Origin of the sequence: Cellulomonas uda, from assembly GCF_006538705.1 — a bacterium.
GTDB classification, from domain to species: Bacteria; Actinomycetota; Actinomycetes; order Actinomycetales; family Cellulomonadaceae; genus Cellulomonas; species Cellulomonas uda.
Window position 1 is genome coordinate 1 of record NZ_BJLP01000032.1, and the last position, 24,850, is coordinate 24,850.

At 72.7% G+C, this 24,850-nt stretch carries 25 protein-coding genes; 11 read left to right on the top strand and 14 right to left on the bottom strand.

Annotated elements, in window-relative coordinates:
• The first annotated feature begins 34 nt into the window (after positions 1 to 34).
• From hisH to CUD01_RS10210, 3 genes are all read left to right on the top strand, one after another.
• Complete coding sequence (gene hisH, locus CUD01_RS10200) at positions 35 to 676, top strand: imidazole glycerol phosphate synthase subunit HisH (protein WP_141320822.1); 642 nt, start codon at positions 35 to 37, stop codon at positions 674 to 676.
• A 91-nt stretch (positions 677 to 767) separates the two neighbouring features.
• Complete coding sequence (gene priA / locus CUD01_RS10205) at positions 768 to 1,523, top strand: bifunctional 1-(5-phosphoribosyl)-5-((5-phosphoribosylamino)methylideneamino)imidazole-4-carboxamide isomerase/phosphoribosylanthranilate isomerase PriA (protein ID WP_094179838.1); 756 nt, start codon at positions 768 to 770, stop codon at positions 1,521 to 1,523.
• A gap of 3 nt (positions 1,524 to 1,526) precedes the next feature.
• Complete coding sequence (locus CUD01_RS10210) at positions 1,527 to 2,258, top strand: SseB family protein (protein WP_141320824.1); 732 nt, start codon at positions 1,527 to 1,529, stop codon at positions 2,256 to 2,258.
• An 11-nt stretch (positions 2,259 to 2,269) separates the two neighbouring features.
• Here CUD01_RS10210 and CUD01_RS10215 read toward each other — a convergent pair whose 3' ends face one another.
• The 3 genes from CUD01_RS10215 to CUD01_RS10225 form a co-directional block, all read right to left on the bottom strand.
• Positions 2,270 to 2,839, bottom strand: a complete 570-nt coding sequence (locus CUD01_RS10215) for a hypothetical protein (protein WP_094179840.1) — start codon at positions 2,837 to 2,839, stop codon at positions 2,270 to 2,272.
• Between the two features lie 98 nt (positions 2,840 to 2,937).
• On the bottom strand, positions 2,938 to 3,660 hold the full coding sequence (locus CUD01_RS10220) for a S1C family serine protease (RefSeq protein ID WP_141320826.1): 723 nt from the start codon (positions 3,658 to 3,660) through the stop codon (positions 2,938 to 2,940).
• 80 nt (positions 3,661 to 3,740) lie between these two features.
• On the bottom strand, positions 3,741 to 4,268 hold the full coding sequence (locus tag CUD01_RS10225; RefSeq protein ID WP_244937744.1) for a hypothetical protein: 528 nt from the start codon (positions 4,266 to 4,268) through the stop codon (positions 3,741 to 3,743).
• A gap of 219 nt (positions 4,269 to 4,487) precedes the next feature.
• Here CUD01_RS10225 and CUD01_RS10230 point away from each other — a divergent pair, with 219 nt between their 5' ends.
• Positions 4,488 to 5,741, top strand: coding sequence for an MFS transporter (locus CUD01_RS10230; RefSeq protein WP_141320828.1), 1,254 nt, complete (start codon positions 4,488 to 4,490; stop codon positions 5,739 to 5,741).
• On the opposite strand, the gene CUD01_RS10235 is transcribed toward CUD01_RS10230, so the two are convergent.
• The 3 genes from CUD01_RS10235 to CUD01_RS10245 all read right to left on the bottom strand — a co-directional run bounded on the left by CUD01_RS10235 (position 5,722) and on the right by CUD01_RS10245 (position 8,279).
• The gene (locus CUD01_RS10235; RefSeq protein ID WP_141320830.1) at positions 5,722 to 6,090 is read right to left on the bottom strand and encodes a DUF1844 domain-containing protein; all 369 of its coding nucleotides are present in this window, start codon (positions 6,088 to 6,090) and stop codon (positions 5,722 to 5,724) included. The genes CUD01_RS10230 and CUD01_RS10235 overlap by 20 nt on opposite strands.
• A 141-nt stretch (positions 6,091 to 6,231) precedes the next feature.
• Positions 6,232 to 7,731 (bottom strand): catalase, encoded by a 1,500-nt coding sequence (locus tag CUD01_RS10240; RefSeq protein WP_141320832.1) that lies wholly within the window; start codon positions 7,729 to 7,731, stop codon positions 6,232 to 6,234.
• A gap of 119 nt (positions 7,732 to 7,850) precedes the next feature.
• On the bottom strand, positions 7,851 to 8,279 hold the full coding sequence (locus tag CUD01_RS10245) for a Fur family transcriptional regulator (RefSeq protein WP_094179843.1): 429 nt from the start codon (positions 8,277 to 8,279) through the stop codon (positions 7,851 to 7,853).
• 494 nt (positions 8,280 to 8,773) lie between these two features.
• On the opposite strand from CUD01_RS10245, the gene infC reads away from it, so the two are divergent.
• From infC to thpR, 5 genes are all read left to right on the top strand, one after another.
• On the top strand, positions 8,774 to 9,796 hold the full coding sequence (gene infC / locus CUD01_RS10250) for a translation initiation factor IF-3 (RefSeq protein WP_243861180.1): 1,023 nt from the start codon (positions 8,774 to 8,776) through the stop codon (positions 9,794 to 9,796).
• Between the two features lie 89 nt (positions 9,797 to 9,885).
• Positions 9,886 to 10,080, top strand: a complete 195-nt coding sequence (rpmI, locus tag CUD01_RS10255) for a 50S ribosomal protein L35 (RefSeq protein WP_013883985.1) — start codon at positions 9,886 to 9,888, stop codon at positions 10,078 to 10,080.
• 62 nt (positions 10,081 to 10,142) lie between these two features.
• Complete coding sequence (rplT, locus tag CUD01_RS10260; RefSeq protein ID WP_094179845.1) at positions 10,143 to 10,526, top strand: 50S ribosomal protein L20; 384 nt, start codon at positions 10,143 to 10,145, stop codon at positions 10,524 to 10,526.
• A gap of 93 nt (positions 10,527 to 10,619) precedes the next feature.
• On the top strand, positions 10,620 to 11,498 hold the full coding sequence (locus tag CUD01_RS10265; RefSeq protein WP_244937745.1) for a TrmH family RNA methyltransferase: 879 nt from the start codon (positions 10,620 to 10,622) through the stop codon (positions 11,496 to 11,498).
• Positions 11,495 to 12,145 carry an RNA 2',3'-cyclic phosphodiesterase gene (gene thpR / locus CUD01_RS10270; protein WP_141320834.1) on the top strand — a complete coding sequence of 217 codons (651 nt, stop codon included), beginning with the start codon at positions 11,495 to 11,497 and terminating at the stop codon, positions 12,143 to 12,145. The genes CUD01_RS10265 and thpR overlap by 4 nt, the downstream gene beginning before the upstream one ends.
• Before the next feature lie 96 nt (positions 12,146 to 12,241).
• Here the strand turns inward: thpR and CUD01_RS10275 are convergent, their stop codons facing one another.
• The 8 genes from CUD01_RS10275 to CUD01_RS10305 all read right to left on the bottom strand — a co-directional run bounded on the left by CUD01_RS10275 (position 12,242) and on the right by CUD01_RS10305 (position 20,760).
• A complete protein-coding gene (locus tag CUD01_RS10275) occupies positions 12,242 to 15,634 on the bottom strand; it encodes a DEAD/DEAH box helicase family protein (protein WP_244937746.1) in 3,393 nt (1,130 codons plus the stop codon).
• A gap of 137 nt (positions 15,635 to 15,771) precedes the next feature.
• On the bottom strand, positions 15,772 to 16,281 hold the full coding sequence (locus CUD01_RS10280; protein WP_141320836.1) for a hypothetical protein: 510 nt from the start codon (positions 16,279 to 16,281) through the stop codon (positions 15,772 to 15,774).
• Between the two features lie 171 nt (positions 16,282 to 16,452).
• The gene (locus CUD01_RS17115; protein ID WP_243861111.1) at positions 16,453 to 17,100 is read right to left on the bottom strand and encodes a restriction endonuclease; all 648 of its coding nucleotides are present in this window, start codon (positions 17,098 to 17,100) and stop codon (positions 16,453 to 16,455) included.
• Between the two features lie 254 nt (positions 17,101 to 17,354).
• The gene (locus CUD01_RS17265; protein ID WP_279589721.1) at positions 17,355 to 17,477 is read right to left on the bottom strand and encodes a hypothetical protein; all 123 of its coding nucleotides are present in this window, start codon (positions 17,475 to 17,477) and stop codon (positions 17,355 to 17,357) included.
• Entirely contained in the window at positions 17,474 to 18,601 is a 1,128-nt protein-coding gene (locus tag CUD01_RS10290; protein ID WP_141320838.1) for a restriction endonuclease subunit S, read from the bottom strand. Before CUD01_RS10290 ends, CUD01_RS17265 begins: the two co-directional genes overlap by 4 nt.
• A complete protein-coding gene (locus tag CUD01_RS10295) occupies positions 18,598 to 20,070 on the bottom strand; it encodes a type I restriction-modification system subunit M (RefSeq protein WP_141320840.1) in 1,473 nt (490 codons plus the stop codon). Before CUD01_RS10295 ends, CUD01_RS10290 begins: the two co-directional genes overlap by 4 nt.
• 82 nt (positions 20,071 to 20,152) lie before the next feature.
• A complete protein-coding gene (locus CUD01_RS10300; RefSeq protein WP_141320891.1) occupies positions 20,153 to 20,506 on the bottom strand; it encodes a type II toxin-antitoxin system PemK/MazF family toxin in 354 nt (117 codons plus the stop codon).
• The gene (locus tag CUD01_RS10305; RefSeq protein WP_141320842.1) at positions 20,503 to 20,760 is read right to left on the bottom strand and encodes a ribbon-helix-helix domain-containing protein; all 258 of its coding nucleotides are present in this window, start codon (positions 20,758 to 20,760) and stop codon (positions 20,503 to 20,505) included. Before CUD01_RS10305 ends, CUD01_RS10300 begins: the two co-directional genes overlap by 4 nt.
• Positions 20,761 to 20,934: 174 nt before the next feature.
• Between CUD01_RS10305 and pheS the strand changes: the two genes are divergently transcribed.
• Together pheS and pheT are read left to right on the top strand one after the other, a co-directional pair.
• Positions 20,935 to 22,023 (top strand): phenylalanine--tRNA ligase subunit alpha, encoded by a 1,089-nt coding sequence (gene pheS, locus CUD01_RS10310; RefSeq protein WP_141320844.1) that lies wholly within the window; start codon positions 20,935 to 20,937, stop codon positions 22,021 to 22,023.
• Positions 22,023 to 24,590: a phenylalanine--tRNA ligase subunit beta gene (gene pheT / locus CUD01_RS10315; protein ID WP_141320846.1), complete on the top strand. Its 2,568-nt coding sequence runs from the start codon at positions 22,023 to 22,025 to the stop codon at positions 24,588 to 24,590. Before pheS ends, pheT begins: the two co-directional genes overlap by 1 nt.
• Positions 24,591 to 24,850 lie beyond the last annotated feature (260 nt).

Here is a 24,850-nt window from a genome sequence, read left to right on the forward strand (position 1 = left end):
CGGGTCGGTGGGCACGCGCGGGTAACCTGGGCGCGTGCCCACGCCCCGCGTCGTCGTGCTCGACTACGGCTTCGGCAACGTGCGCTCCGCGGTCCGCGCGCTCGCGCGCGCCGGGGCGGACGTCGAGCTGACCGCCGACAAGACCGCCGCCACCGAGGCGGACGGCCTCGTCGTGCCCGGTGTCGGAGCGTTCGCGGCCGTCATGGCGGGGCTGCGCGCGGTCGGCGGCGACCAGGTCGTCGACCGGCGCCTCGCGGGTGGCCGGCCCGTCCTGGGCATCTGCGTGGGCATGCAGGTGATGTTCAGCGAGGGCGTCGAGCACGGCAAGCACACCGAGGGCCTGGGGGAGTGGCCCGGTGTGGTCGACCGCCTCGAGGCGGACGTCGTGCCGCACATGGGCTGGGCGACGGTCGACGCGCCCGAGGACTCGGTCCTGTTCGACGGCCTGCACGACGAGCGCTTCTACTTCGTGCACTCGTACGCCGCGCGCGCCTTCCCCCTGACGGACTCGCCGACCGAGCGGCTCACCCCGCCGCTCGTGACGTGGTCCGAGCACGGCGACCGGTTCGTGGCGGCGGTCGAGAACGGTCCGCTGTCCGCGACCCAGTTCCACCCCGAGAAGTCCGGCGACGCGGGCGCGCACCTGCTGCGCAACTGGCTCGACTCGCTGCGCTGACCGCGCCCCCGCGCGGACGACCGGATCCGACCCACCCCGACCTGCCCTGACCCACCCCGACCCGCCCCGACCGTCCGGAGGACGAACTCGCATGACCGACCCCCGCCTCGAGCTGCTGCCCGCCGTCGACGTCGCCGACGGGCAGGCCGTCCGCCTCGTGCAGGGGGAGGCGGGCTCGGAGACCTCGTACGGCGACCCGCTGTCCGCCGCGCTCGACTGGCACGCCGGCGGCGCCGAGTGGATCCACCTGGTCGACCTGGACGCGGCGTTCGGACGCGGCTCCAACGCGACGCTGCTCGCCGAGGTCACGGCCGAGCTCGCCGGCAAGGGCGTCAAGGTCGAGCTGTCGGGCGGCATCCGCGACGACGCGTCCCTCGAGCGGGCGCTCGCCACGGGTGCGACGCGCGTCAACCTCGGCACCGCCGCACTCGAGGACCCGGCGTGGACCGCGCGCGTGATCGCCTCGCACGGCGCGCAGATCGCGGTCGGCCTCGACGTGCGCGGCACGACCCTCGCGGCGCGCGGCTGGACGCAGGAGGGCGGCGACCTCTGGGAGGTGCTCGCGCGCCTCGAGGACGCGGGCTGCGCGCGTTACGTGGTGACCGACGTGACGAAGGACGGCACGCTGCGCGGGCCGAACGTGCAGCTCCTGCGCGACGTGTGCGAGCGCACGCAGGCGCCCGTGGTCGCGTCCGGCGGCATCTCGAGCCTCGAGGACCTGCGCGTGCTGCGCACGCTCGTGAGCGCGGGCGTCGAGGGTGCGATCGTCGGTAAGGCGCTGTACGCGGGGGCCTTCACGCTGCCCGAGGCGCTCGACGTCGCGGGGCGTCCCTCGACGGAGGGCTGACGCGTGGCCGGTCGCGAGCTGCCGCCCTCGTCGCCGTTCGCGTCCGACGACGGCGCAGCGGACCCGCGGGTCGCGGCGGCGCTCGCGTCCCTCGGCGCGGGCGAGGGCTCGCTCGCCGAGGTGGTGGCCGCGCTCGCCGGCACGCGCGTGCTGGTGCCCGTGCTCGCGGAGCTCGACGTCGCCGACGTCGTGGTGCACGACGGGCACGAGCACACGGTCGACAAGGAGGCGTCGACGGGCATCGTCGCGCTGCGGACCCCCGACGGGCGCCGCGCGCTGCCCGCGTTCACGTCGGTGGCGACGATGGCCGCGTGGCGCACCGACGCGCGTCCCGTGCCCACGGACGTCGCCCGCGCCGCGCTGTCCGCGATGCAGGAGGGCTGGGAGGTCGTCGTCGTCGACCCCGGCGGGCCGGTGCCCGCGCTGCTGCCGCGGCCCGCAGTCTGGGCGCTCGCCAAGCAGGAGGCGTGGGTCCCCGCCGTGCACGCGGGCGCCGTGGCCGACGACGTGGCCGCCGCGGTCTCGCGGGCCCTCGCCCCCGTCGCGGCAGTCGTGCGGGCGGACGTCGAGCCCGGGCGGCGGGCCGAGCTCGCGGTCGTGGCGACGCTCGTCGCGGGCCTCGACCGGGCCGCACTCGAGCGCGCGGTCGAGCAGGTCAACGCCGCGCTCGCCGCGGACGAGGTCGTGGCCGAGCGCGTCGACTCGCTCGAGCTGCGGCTGCGCAGCGCGGCCTGACGCGCGGGCCGTCAGCGGTCGGCGAACGCCGCCACCGCGTGCGACACGGCCTTCGCGACAGCGGTCACGGCCAGCGCGGCCCCGGCCGACGCGACCGCGGCCACCGCGACGAGCTGCCCGCCGAGGATCACGCGGTTGAGGTCCAGCGCCGGGCGCCAGTGCACGCCGTCGTCGTCGACGACGAACACGCCGACCGCCTTGACGTGCGCCCCGTAACCGCCGCCACCGCCGTGGCCGCCCCCGTACCCGCCGTGCGTGTCCGGGTCCGTGTCGTCGTCGCCCGACGTGGACGCGTCCTCGTCGGCAGGCCCGTCGTCGCCCTGGCCGGCGGCGTCCCACTCCTCGACACCGCGACCCCGCGCCGCCCACGCGCGTGCGCGGCGCGCCCAGCCGCCGGTCGGGAGCGCCCCGCCGCCCTCGCCGTCGCCCGCGCCGAGGCCCGTCGCGGCCCACACGCGCGCCACGGGGATCACGGTCACGCCGTCGCGCTCGTACGCCTCGCCGAACACGCGGCGGACGGTGAACGTCTCGTTCGCGGCGGTCGCGAGCGCCGACGGGTCGAAGCGAGGGACGTGTGCCATGGCTGCCTCCTGCGGTCGGGTCGGGCGTCGCGGTGCGAGCCCCGTGCTCGATCCTGCGCGCTCGTGCCCGCGAGGTCCACCCCCGCTCGCGGGTCGTGCTAGCCGGTGCAGGTGGGTGCGGGGGAGACCTGCTCCTCGTCGTCCAGGAGGCTGCGCAGCGTGCTGACGGGGATGACGAAGCTCGTGCCGTCCTCGCCCCGCGCGTAGACGACCCCGACGACGCGCCCCTGCGCGTCGAGCACGGGCGACCCGGAGGAGCCGAGCTCGACCCGCGCGTCGGTCACCAGGACCTCGCCGAGGTTCTCGTCCAGCGGGTCCGTGGTCGCGCCGATGACCTTGCCGGTGGTCATGGTGAGCTGGCTCCCGCGCGGGTAGCCGACGATCGTGACCTCGGCGCCCGGTGCGGGGTCGAGCGGGGCGAGGCCGCCGTACGCGGGCAGCGGGTCGACGGTGCGCACGAAGGCGAGGTCGGCGAGCGACGCGGTGCTCGCCGCCTGTGCGCGGACGTCCCGCCCGTCGTACGTGCTGATCTCGAGCGCCGCGGACTCCGAGACGACGTGCCGGTTCGTCACGAGCGTGTGGTGGTCGATCGCGAACCCGGACCCGGTGGACAGCGAGCCGCAGCCGACGTTCCGAATGCGCACCGACATGCGGATCGCGGCGTCGAAGCCGTCGGGCGACAGCGCGCTGCCGGGCCGGGGCGAGGGCGACGGCGAGGCGAGCGGCGCGGACGTGCCGGCCAGCGTCGTCGGGACCGGGTCGGGCAGCGGCGGCAGCGCACCGCACGCGGCGAGCGCGAGCCCGGTCAACCCCGCCAGCACGGCCGTGACCGGCGTGCGCGGCGCGGGCCCCGACGACCGGGACGGCCGCGAGCCCGCCCGCGACGGGCGACGCGCCGGTGTCACGGTTCGAGCTCGTGCTGGAGCTGCTCGTTCGCCTCCGTGGCCTGACCGCACAGCGCGTCGACGTCGTCACGGAACCGGCGCAGCGCGGCGGGCTCGTGGGCCTCGGCGTTGTCCATGTACCGGATGAGCTGCTCCTGGCCGGCGATGCACGTCGCGAGCGCGGTGGCCACCTTCCCCGCGGCCTGGGACACGCGCGCCTGGTAGTCGGCGAGCTGCTGCTGCGCCGCCGAGTCGTCACCCAGCTGGGCCTTCTCGTCCGCGAGCTCGGTGATGCGGTCCTGGGCGGTGCCGAGCTGCTCGCGCGTGTCGTCGAGCACCTCCTGCGCGGCCGCGAGGTCGCCCTGCGTGCGCTCGAGGTCCGCCGCGGCGGTCACGGCGAGCGTCTCCCAGCCCGCGCTGGTCGCGCGCCACTCGTCCGTCGTGCGCCACAGGTACGCGACCAGCGCGCCGCCGGCGACGAGCGTGAGCGTCAGGCCGGCTGCCAGCACCGGCACGGCGCGCGGGCGGCGACGTGCGTGCGCCACCGACGGTGCGTCGCCCGCAACCGTGTTCCGAGGCGGGGCGGCGGGTTCGGGGGGTGGTGGCGGGGGCGGCACGTCGTCGTGCGGCGTCCGCGCGGCGTGCGCCACCCAGCCGGGGGTGCCCGACGCTCGTCCCCCGCTCGCGCGCGCGTCCTCCATCGGCACCCGCACAGGATAGGCACGCGGGCCGGAGCACGCCGCACGACGGGTGACAATGATGGGATGTCTTCCTCCTCCTACGGGGCCGTGCTGCGCCTGCCCGCGGTCGCGCGGCTGTATGTGGTCGGGTTCGTGTGCCGCATCCCCGCGGCCATGGTGGGGGTCGTCCTCACGCTGCACGTCGTCACGTCGCTCGACCGCGGCTACGGCCAGGCGGGAGTCGTCGCGGGCGCGTCGACGATCGGCATCGCGATCGGCGCGCCGTGGCGCGGGCGGCTCGTCGACCGCCTCGGCCTGCGGCGCGCCATCGCGCCCTCGGTCGTCGTCGAATCCGCCGTCTGGCTGGTCGCGCCGCACCTCGGCTACCACGCGCTCGTCGGCGCGGCGTTCGTCGCCGGGCTGTTCCTCGTGCCGGTGTTCTCGGTCGCCCGCCAGTCGCTCGCGGTGCTGGTCCCGCCCGCGCAGCAGCGCACGGCGTTCGCGCTCGACTCGGTGCTCGTCGAGCTCACGTTCATGCTCGCGCCCGTCGTCGGCGTGCTCATCGCGACGCAGGTCTCGACGACCGCGGCGCTCACCGTCGTCGGCGTCGCGACCGTCGGCGGCGGCGTCCTGCTCATGTGGGCCGACCCGCCCACCCGATCGCAGCGACCAGCGCCCGTGCTGCCCGCGGACCTCGACGCGCCGGCGCACGGGCTGGGCGCGGCCGCGCCGGCGCGCACGCGCGTCGTCACGCCTGAGCTCGTCGTGCTGCTCGTCGCGGCCGCGGCGGCGTCGTTCGTGCTCATCGGCACCGACGTCGCGCTCGTCGCGTCGCTCAACGACGCGGGACGCCCCGGCGACGTCGGCTGGATGGTCGCGCTGTGGGCGGGCGGCTCGGTCGTCGGCGGGCTCGTGCACGGTGCACGGTCGAGCTCCCCGCCGCCGCTCGTGCTCGTCGTGCTGCTCGCGCTGGCGGTCGTGCCCGCCGCGTTCGCGCCCGTGCCCGTGTGGCTCGCGCTCGCGGTGTTCGTCGCCGGCCTGCCCTGCGCGCCGACGCTCGCCTCGATCAACGCGACGCTCGTGCGCATCGCGCCCGAGGAACGTCGCGGTGAGGTCATGGGCTGGTCGGGGACCATGTCGACCGTCGGCAACGCGCTCGGCGCCCCGCTGTGCGGGTGGGTCATCGACCACGTGCACCCTGGCGCGGGCTTCCTCACGGCCGCCGTCGTCGGGGGCGGGGTCGCAGCGGGCGGGCTCGCGGTCCAGCACGTGGTGCGGCGCCGCCGGGGCGGCACGCGAGCGCTCGCGGCCGCGGAGGTCAGCTCACCGGGCCGGTGAGCTTCTCGCCGGGCCCCTCGCCCGGTGCGTCCGGGAACGGCGACGCCTCACGGAACGCGAGCTGCAGCGAACGCAGGCCGTCGCGCAGCGACCGCGCGTGCTGGTTGCCGATGTCCGGTGCGGACGCGGTCACGAGCGCGGCGAGCGCCGTGATGAGCTTGCGGGCCTCGTCGAGGTCCAGGTACTGCCGGCCGTCGCCGTCCGGGCCGTCCTCGGCGAGGCCGCACTTGACGGCGGCGGCGCTCATGAGGTGCACCGCCGCGGTGACGATCACCTCGACCGCGGCGACGTCCGCGATGTCCCGGGTCGCGTCACGGGCGGGGTCGTGGGGCGTGGCCTCGTCGCTCATGCGCTCATCCTCGCACCCGCCGCGCGGCGGCCCGCGCGGGGCGTGCGTGGTGTGCGTCTCGTCGCCGGACGCGGACGACCCCCGCACCTGGGCGTGCGGGGGTCGTCCGTCGGTCGCTCGCGCGGGCCGCTCGGTGGTGGCTCAGGCGACGGGCGTCGCCGACGTCGCCGGGGTGCCGGTCTCGACGGGCGCGGTGCCCTCGAGCCGGGCGCGCAACGCCGCACCCAGGCCCGCGTCGACCTGCGTCCAGTACTGGACGGCCCGCTCCCGGATGTCCGCGCGGCGCACGCCGCCCACGTGACCGGTGATCGTGTCCAGGAAGCGCGCGCGGGCCGCGTCGTCGAACACCTCGCGGTAGAGCGTGCCGGCCTGACCGAAGTCGTCGTCCTGCGCGTGCAGCGTGGCCGCCGCACGCGTCAGGTCGCCGTCCGACTCCCAGCCGCCGTCCGTCGCACGCGTCGGGTCGGCCGCGGGGCCGCCCGACGAGTTCGGCGCGTAGACGGGCGTCGTCGCCGACTCGAAGTGGTAGCGCGCCGCGCCGTCCTTCGAGTACGAGTGCACGTCCGCGCGCGGTGCGTTCACCGGGAGCTGCGCGTGGTTGGTGCCCACGCGGTAGCGGTGCGCGTCGGCGTAGGAGAAGATCCGCGCGAGCAGCATCTTGTCGGGGCTCGCCGCGATGCCGGGCACGAAGTTGCTCGGCGCGAACGTCGCCTGCTCGATCTGCGCGAAGTAGTTCTCCGGGTTGCGGTTGAGCTCCATCACGCCGACCTCGACCAGCGGGTAGTCCGCGTGCGGCCAGACCTTGGTGAGGTCGAACGGGTTGAAGCGGTACGTCGTCGCGTCCGCGTACGGCATGACCTGGACCGACAGCGTCCAGCGCGGGAAGTCGCCGGCCTCGATGTGCTCGTACAGGTCGCGGATGTGCACGTCCGCGTCCGAGCCCGCGAGCTGCGACGCGTCCTGCGGGCTCAGGTTCTTGATGCCCTGCTGCGTCTTGAAGTGGTACTTCACCCAGAAGCGCTCACCCGCGGCGTTGATCCACTGGTAGGTGTGCGAGCCGAACCCGTCCATGTGGCGCCACGACGCCGGGATGCCGCGGTCGCCCATGAGCCACGTCACCTGGTGCGCCGACTCCGGCGACAGCGACCAGAAGTCCCACTGCATGTCGTTGTCGCGCAGGTGCGAGCCCGGCAGCCGCTTCTGCGAGTGGATGAAGTCGGGGAACTTGATCCCGTCGCGGATGAAGAACACGGGCGTGTTGTTCCCGACGAGGTCGTAGTTGCCCTCGGACGTGTAGAACTTCAGCGCGAAGCCGCGCGGGTCGCGCCACGTGTCGGGCGAGCCGAGCTCGCCGGCGACGGTCGAGAAGCGCGCGAGCATCTCGGTGGTCGCACCCGGCTGGAACACCGCGGCGCGCGTGTACGAGGAGACGTCGCCGGTCACCGTGAACGTGCCGAACGCGCCGCCACCCTTGGCGTGCACGACGCGCTCGGGCACCCGCTCGCGGTTGAACTGCGCGAGCTTCTCGACGAGGTAGTGGTCGTGCAGGACGATCGGGCCGTCCGCGCCGACCGACAGCGCGTGCGCGTCGGAGGCGACGGGCGCGCCGGAGTTCGTCGTGGTGGCGGGCACGTGAGACATGGGTGTCCTCTCGCAGGTGCGGGCGTGACGGTCCACGGCCCGGCGGTGCCGGTCCGTGTCGTGGGGGACCCGCGGCACGCGGTGCGTGACGCGGACGGGTGGGGGAGCGGTCGGGGGAGCTACCCGGTGGTGTGCGGGTCGTCGCCGCGGCAGTGCGCGCACAGACCCCAGAACGTCACCTCGGCGGCGTCGACGGCGAAGCCCGTGGTCCCGCTCGGTTCGAGGCAGGGCGCCTCACCGACGACGCAGTCGACGTCCTCGACGGCGCCGCACGCGCGGCACACCACGTGGTGGTGGTTGTCGCCCACGCGACGCTCGTACCGCGCGGGGTGCCCGGCGGGCTCGATGCGGCGCACGAGGCCCGCCTGGGTGAACGCGGCGAGCACGTCGTAGATCGCCTGCACGGAGACCGACGGCATGCGGGTGCGTACCCCGCGCAGCACAGCGTCGGCGTCGGCGTGCGGCGAGGCCGTCAGGGCCTCGAGCACCGCGAGCCGCGGCGCCGTGACCCGCAGGCCTCGGCTGCGCAGGAGCTCGTCGTCGTTCATGGGACCCACCCCATCACAGAAACTGGAACGATTCAAGTAATGGAACAGTTCCAGGTGTGGTCGTCGCCCCTGCCGGGCCGGTGCCCGCGCCGCGCGCTCGCGAGGTGCCGGGTCGCATCACCCCGATGTGTCGGCACGTCGTTGTGTCTGGTAGCCTCGTCCACCGACTGACCTGTGCTGTGTCCCGACGCCCGTGAGGGTCCGGAGCGCGGCCCAGGTGCACAAGTGGAGTCTCTCCCACCTTGGTCCCGACCGTCCGGCGCGAGCCGGCGACAGGGTCCGGGTCCGGTCTACGACGTCCGCCGTCCCGGCTCTCGCCGGGAGGACGCGCGTCGTGCGTGCGCATGCTCGTCGTGCGCCGGATCGACAGAGGCCTCCACCTGTACCCGGGACGGAGGCCTTCTTCGTCCCCGGCGGTCCGTCACGACGAACCTGGAGGAGCACCCATCAGCGAGCCCCGCATCAACGATCGGATCCGCGTCGCCGAGGTCCGCCTGGTCGGCCCTGCCGGCGAGCAGGTCGGCATCGTCCGCGTGGAAGACGCACTGCGCCTGGCCCAGGACGCCGATCTCGACCTGGTCGAGGTCGCCCCCGACGCGCGCCCGCCCGTGGTCAAGATCATGGACTACGGGAAGTACAAGTACGAGGCCGACATGAAGGCCCGCGAGGCCCGGCGGAACCAGGCCAACACGGTTCTCAAGGAGATCCGCTTCCGGCTCAAGATCGACCCGCACGACTACGCCACCAAGAAGGGCCACGTCGAGCGGTTCCTCAAGGCCGGCGACAAGGTCAAGGTCATGATCATGTTCCGTGGCCGCGAGCAGTCGCGCCCGGAGATGGGCTTCCGCCTGCTGCAGCGGCTCGCCGCCGACGTCGCCGAGTTCGGCTTCGTCGAGAGCTCCCCGAAGCAGGACGGGCGCAACATGATCATGGTGATCGGCCCGACCAAGAAGAAGGCCGAGCAGCGCCAGGAGCAGCGTCGTCAGGCGCAGGCCGCCGCGGCGCGCGACGCCAACGCCGCCGCGAAGGCCGCGCAGGCCTCCGCGTCCGACGCAGACGACGACGCCGAGGAGGCATCCGTGGTGAGCGCCCCGGCGCCCGCCGCGGTGGTCGCCGAGGCCCCCGCCGCGGTCGAGACGGACGCGACGGACGAGGCGTCGGACGAGCCGACGACCGGCGCGACGGAGGAGGGCGACGAGGGTACGACGCAGGCGCCTGCCGCCGAGCCCGTGGCCGAGAAGCCGGCCCGCCCGGCTGCCGCTGCCGCACCCCGGTCGGCAGCCGCCGCCAAGCCCGCCGCTGCGTCGAAGCCTGCTGCTGCGCCGAAGCCTGCTGCTGCGCCGAAGCCTGCTGCTGCGCCGAAGCCTGCTGCTGCGCCGAAGCCCGCTGCTGCGCCGAAGCCTGCTGCTGCGCCGAAGCCGACGGCGACGCCCAAGCCGAGCGCCACGGCCGCCAAGCCCGCCGCGCCGCGGCCGGCACCCCGGCCCCGACCGAGCGCGCCGCGCAGCACCGACTGACCCGAGACGGCCGGGACGCCCCCGCGGACCGGCCCCCGAGCGAGTCGCACGAACCCGTGCGATGCGAACGACAAGGAGACACGGCAGCCATGCCGAAGAACAAGACGCACTCCGGTGCCAAGAAGCGCTTCCGCGTGACGGGGACGGGCAAGGTCATGCGTGAGCAGGCCAACGGTCGCCACCTGCTGGAGCACAAGTCGAGCCGCCGCACCCGCCGCATCGCCGGTGACGTGGTCGTCTCCGCTGCCGACACCCCCAAGATCAAGAAGCTGCTCGGCAAGTGACTCGTCCGGGCGCCCCTCGGCGCCCGGGGTCCTTCCGGCCCTGACCAAGCAAGGAGCATCACGTGGCACGCGTGAAGCGGGCGGTCAACGCCCAGAAGAAGCGTCGTTCGACCCTCGAGCGGGCCAGCGGTTACCGCGGCCAGCGCTCGCGTCTGTACCGCAAGGCGAAGGAGCAGGTCACCCACTCCCTCGTCTACTCCTACCGTGACCGCAAGGCGCGCAAGTCGGACTTCCGCAAGCTGTGGATCCAGCGCATCAACGCTGCGGCCCGCGCGGAGGGCATGACGTACAACCGTCTGATCCAGGGCCTCAAGCTCGCGGGCATCGAGGTCGACCGCCGTGTCCTGGCGGACCTCGCGGTCAACGACGTGGCGGCGTTCAACACGCTCGTCAAGGCGGCCAAGGACGCGCTCCCTGCCGACGTCAACGCCCCCAAGGCGGCCTGACGCGACACGCGTGAGCAGTTCTCCCACGAAGCCCCCGGCCCGGTGCCGGGGGCTTCGTCGTCCCCGCGCGGCACGACCCGCGATGATGGACCCGTGGACGCACGAGACCTGCTGACCAACCCGCGCAGCGACCGGGTGCGCGCGGTGCGCGCGCTCGCCGGACGCGCGGCGCGCGAACGGCACGGCCGGTTCGTCGTCGAGGGGCCGCAGGCCGTGCGCGAGGCCGTGTCACCCACCGGTCGCGTGCACGTGCGCGACCTGTACCTCACCTCGGCGGCGGCGCAGCGGTACGACGAGATCGTCCAGGCCGCCGCGCGGCGCGGGATCCGGACCACGCTCGGCGGCGACGCGGTCCTGGCGGCGATGAGCCCGGACGCCCAGGGCGTGGTCGCGGTCGCAGACCTGCTCGAGCCAGGGTCGGACGTGGTGCTCGCGGCCGCCCCGCGGCTCGTCGCGGTGCTCGCCCAGGTCCGCGACCCGGGCAACGCGGGCGCGGTCATCCGGGCGGCGGACGCCGCCGGCGCGGGCGGCGTGCTGCTGAGCGCCGCGAGCGTGGACGTGCACAACCCGAAGGTCGTCCGCTCGACCGCCGGCTCCCTCTTCCACCTCCCGGTCGGTCACGGGGTCGCCACGCGCGACGCGGTCGCTGCGCTGCGGGCCGCCGGGCTCGCGGTCCTGGCCGCCGACGGTGCGGGGGAGCACGACCTCGACGACCTGCTCGACGTCGCGGGGGCGGCGCCCGCGGGCGTGCCCGACCTGGCCGCGCCGACGGCCTGGCTGTTCGGCAACGAGGCGTGGGGTCTGCCGGACGCCGACCGTGCACTCGCGGACGCGGTGGTCCGCGTGCCCCTGCACGGGCGTGCCGAGTCGTTGAACCTCGCGACGGCGGCGACCGTGTGCCTGTACGCGAGCGCCCGGGCGCAGCGGCGTGCGCCCGCGCTCCCGCGACCGGGAGCGGGTCGGGCCTCGTGAGGGCGTTCGCGGCCGTGTGGCCGTCCGACGAGGTGCTCGACCACCTGGACCTCACGCTCGCGAGCGTGCGCGGCGGTCCGTCGGGCCCGTCGTCGGACGTGCGCTGGTCCGCGCGCGAGACCTGGCACCTGACGACGTCGTTCTACGGGGACGTGCCCGACGGCCTCGTGCCGGACCTGGTCGCGGCGCTCGACGCGGCCTGTGCGGGCCTCGCGCCCTACCCGCTGGGCCTGCGCGGTGCGGGGGTGTTCTCGCACCGGACGCTGTGGGTCGGCGCGGCGGGTGCGCTCGACGCGCACCAGCACGTCGTGCGCGCGTCCCGCGACGCGGGCGAGCTCGTCGGCGCGCAGCAGGACGCCCGGGTGCGCGAGCGCCCGCACCTGACGATCGGCCGCGCGCGCCCGGGGAGCGGACCGCCGCGCCGCCGCTCGTCGCGACCCGCGGCCGAGGGCGAACGTCCCAGGGACACCGCGCGGCCGGGGGACGACCCGCTCGCGGCGCTCGTGCGCGCGCTCGCGGTGTACGAGGGCCCGCGCTGGAGCGTCGAGGAGGTGCGTGTCGTGGAGTCCATGCCGGGCGCGGGGCGCGGCGGCGGCCCGCTGTACCGCACGGTCGAGCGCCTCCCGCTGCGCGGCGCCGGTTCCTGACGCGCGGGGACCCCGACCTGCCGATGGCGGCGATCGCCGACGCGAGCGCACTGACCGTCCTGCACCCGGACAGGCGCTTCGGTCTCGTCGCCGAGGTCACGCCGACGAGACCGTGGGCACCGCCTGGGCGTGTCGGCGTACGTCCCCGAGGATCTCGACGATCACGCGCACGTCGGTAGCCGGGAACAGGTCGGTCGGTCCGGTCGGTGCGTGGTCGACGAACGGCGTCTCGAAGAGTCGGGACGGGTCCATGACCCCACTGGCGGTGAGCTCGTCGACGATCATCCGCACGAACCGCACCTGGTTCACCGAGAACTCCGCACTGCCGAGGTAGTGCGCGAACGACTCCTCGACGGCGGACCGTTCCAGCCCGACGAGCCTGCGAATGAACAGACCGAGTCCGTTTTCTTTCTCGGCCGCCCATGCGATGTCGGAGACCTGTCCGGCGCCGCTGGCGAGCAGCATGGCCTGGAGGGCTTCGAGATCGGCCTCGGTGAGCTGCTTGTTGCGGCGCAGCTTCTGCAGGACGAGGTCGTCGATGTGGTCCCGAAGGTAGGCCTGCGCCTTGGCCCGGAATCGGTCCCAGTTGGTGCCAGGGGTGACCTGCGGCAGCTCGACGACGGTCGCTTCGCCGAGGGTATCCTCGAAGTCGCTGTAGACGCGCTCACGACGGATCTTCTCGATGAGCCGCACCAGGGACCGCAGGCGCTGGCGCGCGAGCTCGAGCATCGGGAGGGTGACGTCGATCCACCACTCCTCACCGGCGACGGACTCGATCAGCTCGAGGTGGGCGGCGACGACGGGGATGTTCGCCTGGGCGCGCAGGGCGTCGGCGATCGCCTGGACCTGCCCGTGCAGCCGGTCGGCGGCGGCGACGTCGCCTTCCAGGGTGGCGAGCTGGCAGCGCAGCATCAGCAGGTCGAACCGCTTGGCGTCGAGGTCCTTGTCGTTCGCGGCGTGCGACGACGGCAGCCCCGCGAGGTGGTTGAGGACGTCCTGCGCCTGGTCCTTCGTGAGCACGCTCCAGGCGTCAGCGTCCGCGTATCGCTCGACGTGCTTGCGGTGGGGCCGCACGACGAAGTTGTCGAGGTTCATCCCCGCGACGAACGCGTGCAGCGCCGCCGCGGTCTCGGCACGCAGCTCGGGGTACGACGACGCGGCGTCGAGGCCGGTGAGCAGCCCGAGCCGCGCCTCGACGATCCGCTGGGTGAGCGACTTCTGGACGGACCCCTCGGTACCGGGCAGGTTCTGGCTGAAGTACTCGAGGTTGCCGCAGAAGTCGAAGACGTAGAAGTCGCTCTTGTCCTTCCCCGGGCCGAAAAGGCCGGGTCGCAGCCGGGTGCCGCGCCCGAGCATCTGCCAGAACTTCGTCCTGGACCGAACTGACTTGAAGAACACGAGGTTGGCGACCTCGGGCACGTCGATGCCGGTGTCGAGCATGTCGACGCTGATCGCGAGGTGCGGGGCCTTCTCCGGCCGGGAGAAGTCGTCGATCAGGGACTGCGCGTAGGGGCTGGCGTGCGTGATGACACGTGCGAAGTGCCCCGCGTGCTCGGGGTACTGCACGTCGAACACCTGCTGCACGAACTCGGCGTGCTCCTGGTTCTTCGCGAACACGATGGTCTTGGCGAGCCGGTCCCCGCCCGCGACCTTGTGGCCGCGCGTCATCAGCTCGGAGAGCACCTTCTCGATCGTGTCCTCGTTGAACAGGAACCGGTTGATCTCCTCGGCGCCGACCTCGTCGGGGGCGCCGTCGTCACCCCAGTCGAGCAGGTCCCACTCGTCCTTCTCCTCCTGGCTGAGCTCGGCGTACGTGATGCCGGCGCGCAGGAACTTCGTCCCGACGGAGATGGCGACGGGCGGGACGAGCCACTGGTCGGCGATCGCCTCGTCGAGGCCGTAGGCGTCGGTCGGCACGCCGTCCTCGAGGTGGAACAGCCGGTAGGTGTTGTGGTCGACCTCGTCCTTCGGCGTCGCCGTCAGCCCGACGAGCAGCGAGTCGAAGTACTCGAAGATCGCGCCGTACTTCGCGTACACGGACCGGTGCGCCTCGTCGATGACGACGAGGTCGAAGTAGCCGGGCCCGAAGCGGCGCACGCCCCCGTCGACCTCGTCGATGAGGTTCATCATCGACGGGTAGGTGGATGCGTACACCCGCCCCTCGGCCGCCTTCTCGGTCACGAGGTTGACCGTGGTGACGGCGGGCAGGTTCGCCTTGAACGCGTTGACGGCCTGGTTCACGAGAGCCGTACGGTCTGCGAGGAACAGGACCCTCTTGACCCATCCGGCCTTCATGAGCTGGTCGACCAGCGCGATCACGGTGCGCGTCTTGCCGGTGCCGGTCGCCATGACGAGCAGGGCCTCGCGCTGCTTGCGGTCGAACGCGTCGCCGACGGCCTTGATCGCGCGCACCTGGTACGGGCGCCCCGCCACCGCGGTGTTCACGGGGGCGGCGGCGAGATCGCCGCGGGTCTGACGGCGCTGGATCATCAGCTCGAGCTCGTCGCGCGTGTAGAACCCCTGGACCTCGCGCGGTGGGTACCCGGCCGCGTCGTCCCAGAGCCAGTGCTCGTACCCGTTGGTGTAGAACACCACCGGACGCCGCCCGTACTGCTTCTCCATGCAGTCGGCGTACAGCTTGGCCTGCTGCTGCCCGACCTGCGGGCTCTTCGTCGTGCGCTTCGCCTCGACGACGGCGAGCGGTCTACCGTCAGCACCCCACAGCACGTAGTCGACGAACCCGGTGCCGTTGGCGTTCGGCAGTCCCGTGACCGGGTACTCGCGGTCCCTGACGTCCGTGAGCGGCCAGCCGGCCTCGTGGAGCAGCAGGTCGACGAACAGGCGGCGCGTGTCCGCTTCGGTGTAGTCGTGCTGGTCCGACGCCGCCGATGATGCCTGCGCGGTCCTGATCTGCTCGCGCAGTGCGGCGATCTGTGCCTGGTGGGCCTGGAGCAACTCGTCCCGCTCGGCGAGTGCCTTCGCGTGCGCCTCGTCCTGGGCCTTGAACTTTGCGGCGAGCCGGACGAGCTCGTCCTGGGTCAGCGGTGCTGCCTTCGCGGCAAGCGTGGGATCGAACACGGACGGAGTCGGGACGGTGTCGCGTACCGACGAGTGGTGGAACGCGGCCCACACGACCACGTGGTGGAGCTCACGCAGCACGTCGAGCGCAACCCGCGCTGCGATCGGCCGGGGGTCGTGCACGGCGGCGTTGCCGACCTTGCGGACGAGGTTGAGCTTGGTCCCGATGGCGTGCCCGGTTACCTGCTTGAACGCCGCGTCGTTGACCATCGCGGACAGGTCCGCCCGGTACGGGGGCTGCAGGGCGAGCACGTCGTAGAGGTGCGGCACGAGCACCTCGACCGCGCGCCGTGCGTAGAAGCACGCTGAGCGGGGATCGGTCGTGAGGTACGACTCGGCCCGCGCACAGTCCTGCCAGACGGTCGGCCAGACATCTTTTACGAAGCCGAAGTTGCTGTTCAGCGGCTGCACGACACCCACCCTAGAGACGGCGGGTCCTATGGTGCTCGATTCGCGCGACGGCGGCGGGTGAAGGTCGACCGGTCGGCGCAGTCCGGGCGAGCGAGGCCCACCGACCGGCGGGGCTCCCTGTCCCGGCGTCGCTCGCCTCACGGCCGCTCCTCGCTCTCGACGACAGCGAGTGCGAGGGATCGGCGGCAGTGCTCGTCGACCGCCGTGTGCTCCTGAGGGTCCGGGCACGCGAGGAGCGCGGCGAGACGAAGCGCCGTCAGGAGCTCAGGCTCGACGAGCCCGAGCTCGGGCACGACGGCGTCGACGGCGCGGACCGCGACGTCCGCGACCACGGGTTCGAGACCCTCGGCCATCGTGCTACCGCAACACTCACGCATCGTCGACATGGCCGCGTCCTTCACGGCGTCGGCGATGCTGCCGACCACGCGGTCCTGCACGAGCTCGATGGCCGACAGCGCCCGCACGACGCTCACCAGGACCGTGCAGGCGACGTGCGCGGCCGTCCCCTGGTCGCCCGCCGAACCCCGGCCGCTGGCGAGGAGCACGAGGTCGACGACCTCGGCGCGGAGCTCGGGATGCTCGTCGAGCCAGGACTCGATGTGATCGAGATCGACGCCGAAGAGCGGCGGCCCAGAGTCGGGGGCCATGAGCCCGCCGGCGGCACCGGTTGCACGACCGCGTCGTGCGCCGGTCCGTCTCGGAGCAGCGCCGATCAACGCCGTCATCCTGTGTGCACCGTGGTTCGCGCCGGCGCACTCGCAACGGCACCGCGCCCAGATCGCATCCGTACAGGTCGTCGTGCACATGAGGGTTCGTCCTCACCGGGCGAGACCGTACGCGTCGCCCTCCCTGCGGCTCCTTCCGCCGCAACGCAGCAACGTCTCACGCGCCACCGACACGGCCGTCCGTCTGCGCGGCCTGCGCGCACACGCGGCACGTGAGACGACGTCGTACGACTCCGTGACCTGGACACCGACCCGGTACCGGATCATGAGGCGCGCGAGGCGGTCACCGTCGATCAGCACCACGCGTGCCGCGACCGAGTCCGCGAATATCCGCGCACCCGGTGAGTACCGCGCGGTCGTGATGAACACACCCTGGCTCGCCGAGTTCCCGGCCAGCGCGCCGACGAACGCCTGGATCTCCGGGCGCCCCACCGACGAGTCCGGCGCGTACCGCTTGGCCTGCACGTAGATGCGGGCCAAGCCGAGCGCGTCCTGGTCGATGATCCCGTCGATGCCGCCGTCGTTCGACAGCTGCGTGCGCGTCGCCTTGCCCTCCGCGCCGCCGTACCCCGTCGCCATCAGCAGGTCGAGCACGGCCTGCTCGAAGAACGCGGGGTCCTGCGCGTGCATGCGCGCCAGCAGATCGACGGCGACGTCCGAGTGGATACGGGCGACACCGGTCTCGATCTGCTCGTACGGGTCCAGCACGTGGTCCTCCGGCGCGTCGGCGTCCGAAGGCATGACGTCCGGCGACAAAGACTTCGGCCTGGCCGCCCACCATGCGGCGCCCTCGCGAGCGAACTCCCGCAGCTCGCGCTCGGTGATCTCCGACGGGAACCTCGCGGCGATCTGGGCGCCGAGCGGGTCAGCCGGTAGATGCCGCGCGACGGGCGCTCCAGCGCACCGACCCGGTCAAGGTAGGAGAGTGCCCATCCCACACGGTTCTGGTGCTTGGGCTCACCGCCCCGTGCCCGCCTCCCGACGCTGCCCGGGCGTCAGGCCCAGCTCTCGGCGACCAGCTCGAACAGCTCACGACGCTGGCGGGAGACCTGGTCGCCCAGGACGCGGAGCACCGGAACAATGCACTGGTCCCACCACGGCATGACGGACGCACTCACAGCTCACCTCGGAACGCCCGGGCCTGCAGCGACGCGAAGAGTTCATCGTCAACTGCGAGCGCCCGCACGACCTCGTCGCGATGGGCAGCGATCGCGTGGGCGCGACGAGCGAACTCGGCCTGCCGTTCGACGGGGACATCAGGCACACACACCGACCGGATGTTCTCGAAGTTGAGGCCGTCCTTCGTCTGGCCTCGATTCTCGTGCATGAGGCTGGCGCGCCCGCGAGTGGACTCAAGATAGTGCGCAAGAAAGAGCGGCGCCAGGCGAGGGGCACGAAGAATCGCCAAGTGCTGACTTATGTACGCCTTGCCGAGATCGTCCGGCACTACTGCCGTCCGGCCGAGATCCGCCGTGATACTCAGTAGAACATCGCCGGGTTGCACCTGCGTGCGTCGCGCTTCAGCGTTGTCGGGTGCGTCGACGAACGCCAGGTCCGACCGGTCAAGCGTCGCACCCCGGACATTCTGAATCCGGATGAAAACCGAACCCGAGTCCGCGTAGTACTTCGCCCAGCCGCGCGATCCACTGGTCAGGAAGGCAAGGTGTTCGCCGAGAGGCTGCCCATCCTCCGCGTCGCCGAACATGGCGTGGAAGGTGGACTGGGTCAGGGTGTCGAGGTGGGTGAGGATCTGGCGGCGCTTGGTGCGGGTCGCGTCGGCCTGGTCGAGGATCGCCGCGATTCGCCGCTGCTCCGCAATCCTGGGCAGTGGCACTTTGAAAGTGGCGAGGGTCGCCGGGCTCAGCCTGGGCAGGTTTGCACCGGTTGTCCGCGTCGCTGCATAGTCGACCATGGAGGGCTGCCGGAGGAAGTGGACGAGGTAGTCGCGGTCGAGGTTCGCTCCCGGTCTGATGGGAAGAATATCGGTGCTGCAAACGCCGGAGAAGGATGGCCTCGCGACTTTTCCAAGGTTGGGCCGGAGTTTGCCGAAGAGAACGTGCCCATCATCGAAGCGATGTTTCGCGCTGGCCAGTTCAGCGCCGCCAATGGAGTCGCTACCTATAATCTCGCCGCCGCGTGCGATGTGCTCCAGACCGAGGTATGGCGTGTCGCGGTCAAGGGTCGCGGGATCAACAACTGAACGTTCGATCGTCGCGACCTCGCCAAGTGCGACGCGCCTCACGCGAGCATCGCCTTCAGGTTGGCGACGCCTGCCGCGATCTCGGCGTCGAGGGCTTCGATGTCGGCGAGGATGTCCAGGGGGGCGCGGTGTTCGATCTCCTCGCGGACGATCTCCTTGTAGCGGTTGATCGACAGGTCGTAGCCCTGCGCGACGATGTCGGCCTTCGGGACGAGGAAGGACTGGTCGGTGCGGGCGCGGTCGCGCTCCGTCGTCGTGCGCTGGGACCAGCGGGTGAGCACATCCGGGAGGTCGTTGGGCTCGACGGGGTTGCGCTTGTCGTCGAGGGAGAATCCGTCGGCCTGGACGTCGTAGAACCAGACGTCGTCGGTGCCGCCGGACTCGGTCTTGGTGAAGAACAGGATCGCCGTCGAGACTCCGGCGTAGGGCTTGAAGACGCCGGAGGGCAGCTTTACGACCGCGTCGAGCTTCTGGTCCTCGACCAGCGTCTTGCGCAGCGTCTTGTGGGCCGTCGACGAGCCGAACAGGACGCCGTCTGGCACGATGACGGCGGCGCGGCCGCCGGTCTTGAGGAGCTTGAGGAACAGCGCGAGGAACAGCAGCTCGGTCTTCTTCGTCTTGACCGTGGCCAGCAGGGACTTCGCCGTCTGCTCGTAGTCGAGGGATCCCGCGAACGGCGGGTTGGCGAGGATGAGGGAGTACCGGCCCTCCTCGTCCGGCGCGGTCTCGGCGAGCGAGTCGCGGTAGCGGATGTCCGGCGAGTTGATGCCGTGCATGAGCATGTTCATGCTGCCGATGCGCAGCATCGTCGAGTCGAAGTCGTACCCGTGGAACATGCAGCGGTGGTAGTGCTTGAGTTGTGCCGTGTCGCTGAGTACCGCCGGGTGGTTCGTACGCACGTACTCCGCCGCCGCGACGAGGAACCCGGCCGTGCCGCAGGCGGGGTCGCAGATCTCGTCGTCGGGCCGCGGCGCCATCATCGAGACCATGAGGCCGATGATGTGCCGAGGGGTGCGGAACTGCCCGTTGACCCCCGCGCTCGCGATCTTGCTCAGCAGGTACTCGTAGAGGTCGCCGTTGGTGTCGCGCTGTTCCATCGGGATGTGGTCGAGCATGTCGATCACCTTGGACAGCAGCGCCGGGGTCGGGATCGCGAACCGCGCGTCCTTCATGTGCTCCGCATACGCCGAGCCGTCCCCGCCGACGGTCGTGCCGAGCTCGCGCAGGTACGGGAAGACCTGCTTGTCGACGATCTCGAACATCGACTCGGCGTCCTTGTTCCGCAGACGTGACCACCGCAGGTGCTGCTGGTTGTGCGCGAACAGGCGGTCGCGAATCGGCGCCCCGGTGAGTGCCGCCTTGTTCTCCTCGAGGGTCTCGAGGGTGTCCAGGCGGCGGATGAACAGCAGGTAGGTGATCTGCTCGATCACCTGCAACGGGTTGCTGATGCCCCCCGACCAGAAGGCGTCCCAGACGCGGTCGATCCTGCTCTTCAACTCGCCGGTGATCACAGGCGGCAGGCTAGCGGTCCCGAGGACGCGCTCGGGTCCGGGGTCGGCCGGCAGTCCGCCCGCGTCCGGAATGTCGCCTCGCTCAGGACAACGCGAGATGGGTCGTCAGACCCTCGTCGATCGCTGCGACGTGCTCCCTGCCCAGCGACCCCACACGGGCCACGAAGCGGGAGACGTCCACGGCCCGGACCTGTTCCGGTTGCGCCTTCGACGCATGGTCGAGCCCGGTCTCGGGGTCGGCGGGGACGAGCGTCTGGAACGAGAGGACGCGTCCGGTGGCCGAGGTCAGCGGGACGACGGTGATGACGCCTCGGCCGTGCTCGACCGCTGCCTGGTTGCCCGCGTCGTTCGACACGATGACGCAGCGTCGCGTCTTGGCCGCTTCGGAGCCTCGCGCGGGATCGAGCTCGACCGTCCAGATCTCGCCGCGCCTCACGCGGGGCCGTCGATCCCGTCGGATGCCACGCCGTCCCACGCGGCCGCCTCGCCCGAGTCGTCCCACTCGGCGTACGCCTGTGCGTACTCGGAGGCGAGCTCCTGCTCGCGGAGGGCACGCACCGCCGCGTGCAGAGCTGCTGAACGCGAGGCGAGTCCGTGCAGCTGCGCGTACTGCTCGAGGTACACGAGCTCGCCGGTGGGCAGGCTCGCGCTGAACTTCGTGGCGCCTCGATGCTTCGCACCAGTGGTCATACCGCAGATCGTACCCCGTGCGTGGTGCGAAGAGCGGCGCGCACCAGGAACACGCGTTGTCGCGTTCCGCGTCGCCGACCTCGTCACCGGTGTCCTGGTCACTACACCTAGACTTGCCCGCCGGTGGGTTGCGTGCACGCGCGCCCGCCGAAGACCATCGTTCGGAAGGTTCGGATGTCCGAGACCCCTGCTGCTGCCGACGGCAGCGCACCTGACCTGTCCCCGCTCGACGAGGCCGGCGTCGCCGCCGCGGTCGACGCGGCGCTCGCCGACGTCGCCGCCGCGGGCGACCTCGACGCCCTGAAGTCCGTGCGCCTCGCGCACACGGGCGACCGCAGCCCGCTCGCGTTCGCGAACCGCGCCATCGGCGGCCTGGCACCCGCCGACAAGGGCGTGGCCGGCCGGCTCGTCGGGCAGGCCCGCGCTCGCGTCAACCACGCGGTCGCCGAGCGCCAGGTCGTCCTCGAGGCCGAGCGCGACGCGCGTGTCCTCGTCGAGGAGACCGTCGACGTGACGCTTCCCGTGGACCGTCGCCCGCGCGGCGCGCGCCACCCGCTCGAGGTGCTCCAGCAGCGCGTCGCCGACGTGTTCGTCGCGATGGGCTGGGAGATCGCCGAGGGTCCCGAGCTCGAGGCGGAGTGGTTCAACTTCGACGCGCTGAACTTCGGTGTCGACCACCCCGCGCGCCAGATGCAGGACACGTTCTACGTCGCGGACCCCGCCGGGTCCGACGCGCCGTCCAACCTGGTCCTGCGCACGCACACGAGCCCCGTGCAGGCGCGCTCCCTGCTCGAGCGCGGCGTGCCGGTGTACATCGCGTGCCCGGGCAAGGTGTTCCGCACCGACGAGCTCGACGCGACGCACACGCCGGTGTTCCACCAGGTCGAGGGCCTCGCGATCGACGAGGGCCTGACGATGGCGCACCTCAAGGGCACGCTCGACCACTTCGCCAAGGCGATGTTCGGGCCCGACGCCCGTACGCGGCTGCGCCCGTCGTACTTCCCGTTCACCGAGCCGTCCGCCGAGATGGACCTGTGGTTCCCGCAGAAGAAGGGCGGGCCCGGCTGGATCGAGTGGGGCGGCTGCGGCATGGTCAACCCGAACGTGCTGCGGGCCTGCGGTGTCGACCCGGAGGTCTACTCGGGCTTCGCGTTCGGCATGGGCATCGAGCGCACCCTCATGCTCCGCCACGGCATCGGCCTCATGCACGACATGGTCGAGGGCGACGTGCGGTTCTCCACCCAGTTCCAGGCGGTGATCTGATGCCTCGCATCCCCCTGTCGTGGCTCGGCGAGCACGTCGAGCTCCCGGCCGGCCTGACGGCCGAGCAGCTCGCGGCCGACCTCGTGCGCGTCGGTCTCGAGGAGGAGGCGATCCACGCCGCCGCGGTGACGGGTCCGCTCGTCGTCGGGCGCGTCGTGGAGCGCACGCCCGAGCCGCAGAAGAACGGCAAGACGATCAACTGGTGCCGCGTCGACGTGGGCGACGAGCACAACGAGGTCGCCGAGGACGGCACGCGCGGCCCGCGGGGCATCGTGTGCGGTGCGCACAACTTCGACGTGGGCGACCACGTCGTCGTCGCGCTGCCCGGCGCGGTGCTGCCGGGGCCGTTCCCGATCGCGTCGCGCAAGACGTACGGGCACGTGAGCGACGGGATGATCTGCTCGGCGCGCGAGCTGGGCCTCGGTGAGGACCACTCGGGGATCATCGTGCTGAGCGAGCTCGGCCTCGACGCGCCCGTCGGCACCGACGCGCGCGAGCTGCTCGGGCTCGGCGAGGAGGTCCTTGAGATCAACGTGACCCCCGACCGCGGGTACTGCTTCTCGATGCGGGGCGTCGCACGCGAGTACGCGCACTCGACGGGGGCGGCGTTCACCGACCCGGGTCTGCCCGAGCCGGTCGACGAGCGTCCGGCCGGGTTCGCGGTCGAGATCGAGGACGACGCGCCGATCCACGGCGTGCCCGGCGCGGACCGGTTCGTCGCGCAGGTCGTGCGGGGCGTGCGGGCGCACGACCCGTCGCCGGCGTGGCTGCAGCGCCGGCTGCAGCAGGCGGGCATGCGTCCGATCTCGCTCGCGGTCGACGTCACCAACTACGTGATGCTCGACCTGGGCCAGCCGTTGCACGCGTACGACCTGGCGACGCTCGCGGAGCCGATCGTGGTCCGCCGGGCGCGCCCGGGCGAGACGATCCGCACGCTCGACGACCAGGTGCGCACGCTCGACCCGCAGGACCTGCTGATCACCGACTCGCCGGACGGGCGCGGCTCGCGGCCGATCGGCCTCGCGGCGGTGATGGGCGGCGGCGAGACCGAGGTCGGGCCGACGACGAGCGACCTGCTCATCGAGGCGGCGCACTTCGACCCGGTGTCCGTCGCGCGCACCGCGCGTCGGCACCGGCTGCCGAGCGAGGCGTCCAAGCGGTTCGAGCGCGGTGTCGACCCGCGCCTGCCGCGGGTCGCGGTGCAGCGGGTCGTCGACCTGCTCGTCGAGCACGGTGGTGGCACCGCGGACGTCGCGCTGACCGACGTGGACCGCACGACGCCCGTCGCGTCGTTCGAGTTCGACCTCGAGCAGCCGGGCCGGCTCGTCGGCGTGCCGTACACGCACGACGAGGTCCGTTCGGTCCTCACCGAGATCGGCTGCGAGGTGCGCGACGTGCGTCCGGGCGTCGTCGCGGTGACGCCGCCCACGTGGCGCCCGGACCTCACGACGGGGGTCGACCTGGTCGAGGAGGTCGCCCGCCTGCGCGGCTACGACGCGATCCCGTCCGTGGTGCCTCCGGCGCCCGCGGGGTTGGGGCTCACGTGGGAGCAGCGCGCGCGCCGCGGGATCGCGGACTCGCTCGCCGAGTCCGGGCTGGTCGAGGTGCTGAGCTACCCGTTCGTGTCGACCGAGCAGCTGGACGCGCTCGCGCTGCCGCAGGACGACGAGCGTCGTCGCGCGGTTCGCCTGGTCAACCCGCTCTCGGACGCGCAGCCGTTCATGCGCACCGACCTCCTCGTGACGCTGCTCGACACCGCGCGTCGCAACGTGGCCCGGGGCAACGTGGACGTCTGCGTGTTCGAGGTGGGTCTGGTCACTCGCCCGGGCGCGGGTGCGGGCGCCGCCGTGTCGCTGCCGGGCGGTGCGCGGCCGTCGCAGGAGGACCTCGCGGCTCTCGAGGCCGCGGTCCCGCCGCAGCCGAGGCATGTCGCGGGCGTGCTCGCGGGACGCGTCGAGCCGGCCGGGGTGTGGGGCGCGGGTCGCCGCGCCGACCACGGTGACGCGATCGCGGCGGTGCAGCGCGTGGCGCAGGTCGCGGGTCTCGAGGTGCGGCTCGTCGCGGACGGCGCACGTGCGCCGTGGCACCCGGGGCGGTGCGCTCGCGTCGAGACCGCCGACGGTGCGGTGCTCGGCTGGGCGGGGGAGCTGCACCCGAACGTCGTCGCGGCGCACGACCTGCCGGCCCGCGCGGCGGCCTTCGAGCTCGACCTCGACGCGCTGCTGGCGGCCGCGCCGCGCGAGGCGCGTCAGGCGCGCGGGGTCTCCACGTTCCCGGTGGCGAAGGAGGACGTGGCGCTCGTCGTGCCGTCCGGAGTGCCGGCCGCGGACGTGCTCGACGCGGTCCGCACGGGAGCCGGGGCGAGCGCCGCGGGCGACGTGGTCGAGGATGTGCGGCTGTTCGACGTGTACGAGGGTGACCAGGTCGCCCCCGGGCACCGGTCGCTCGCGTTCTCGCTGCGGCTGCGTGCCGACGACCGCACCCTCACGGCGGCCGAGACCGCCGGCGTGCGCGAGGCAGTCGTCGCGGAGGCGGGAGCACGGTTCGGCGCGACGCTGCGGGCCTGAGCCGCGCTGCTGGTCTGAGCGACGCGACGGCGGCCCCGGACGGCCTCCCACGGAGGTCCGCCCGGGGCCGTCGTCGTCCCCGGGCCGGTCCGCGCCGTTCCCCGCACGGGTGACGACGACCCGGCGTCACGTGCTCGTCATGGGACGTCCGATGAGTTCACCGCATCGTTACTCACCAGTAGTTGCGACAAATCGGGCTGCGCGTCAGGGTGAACGCGGGTCGCCCTACCGGGCGACCGCTCGTGCGTTCCCCGACGAAG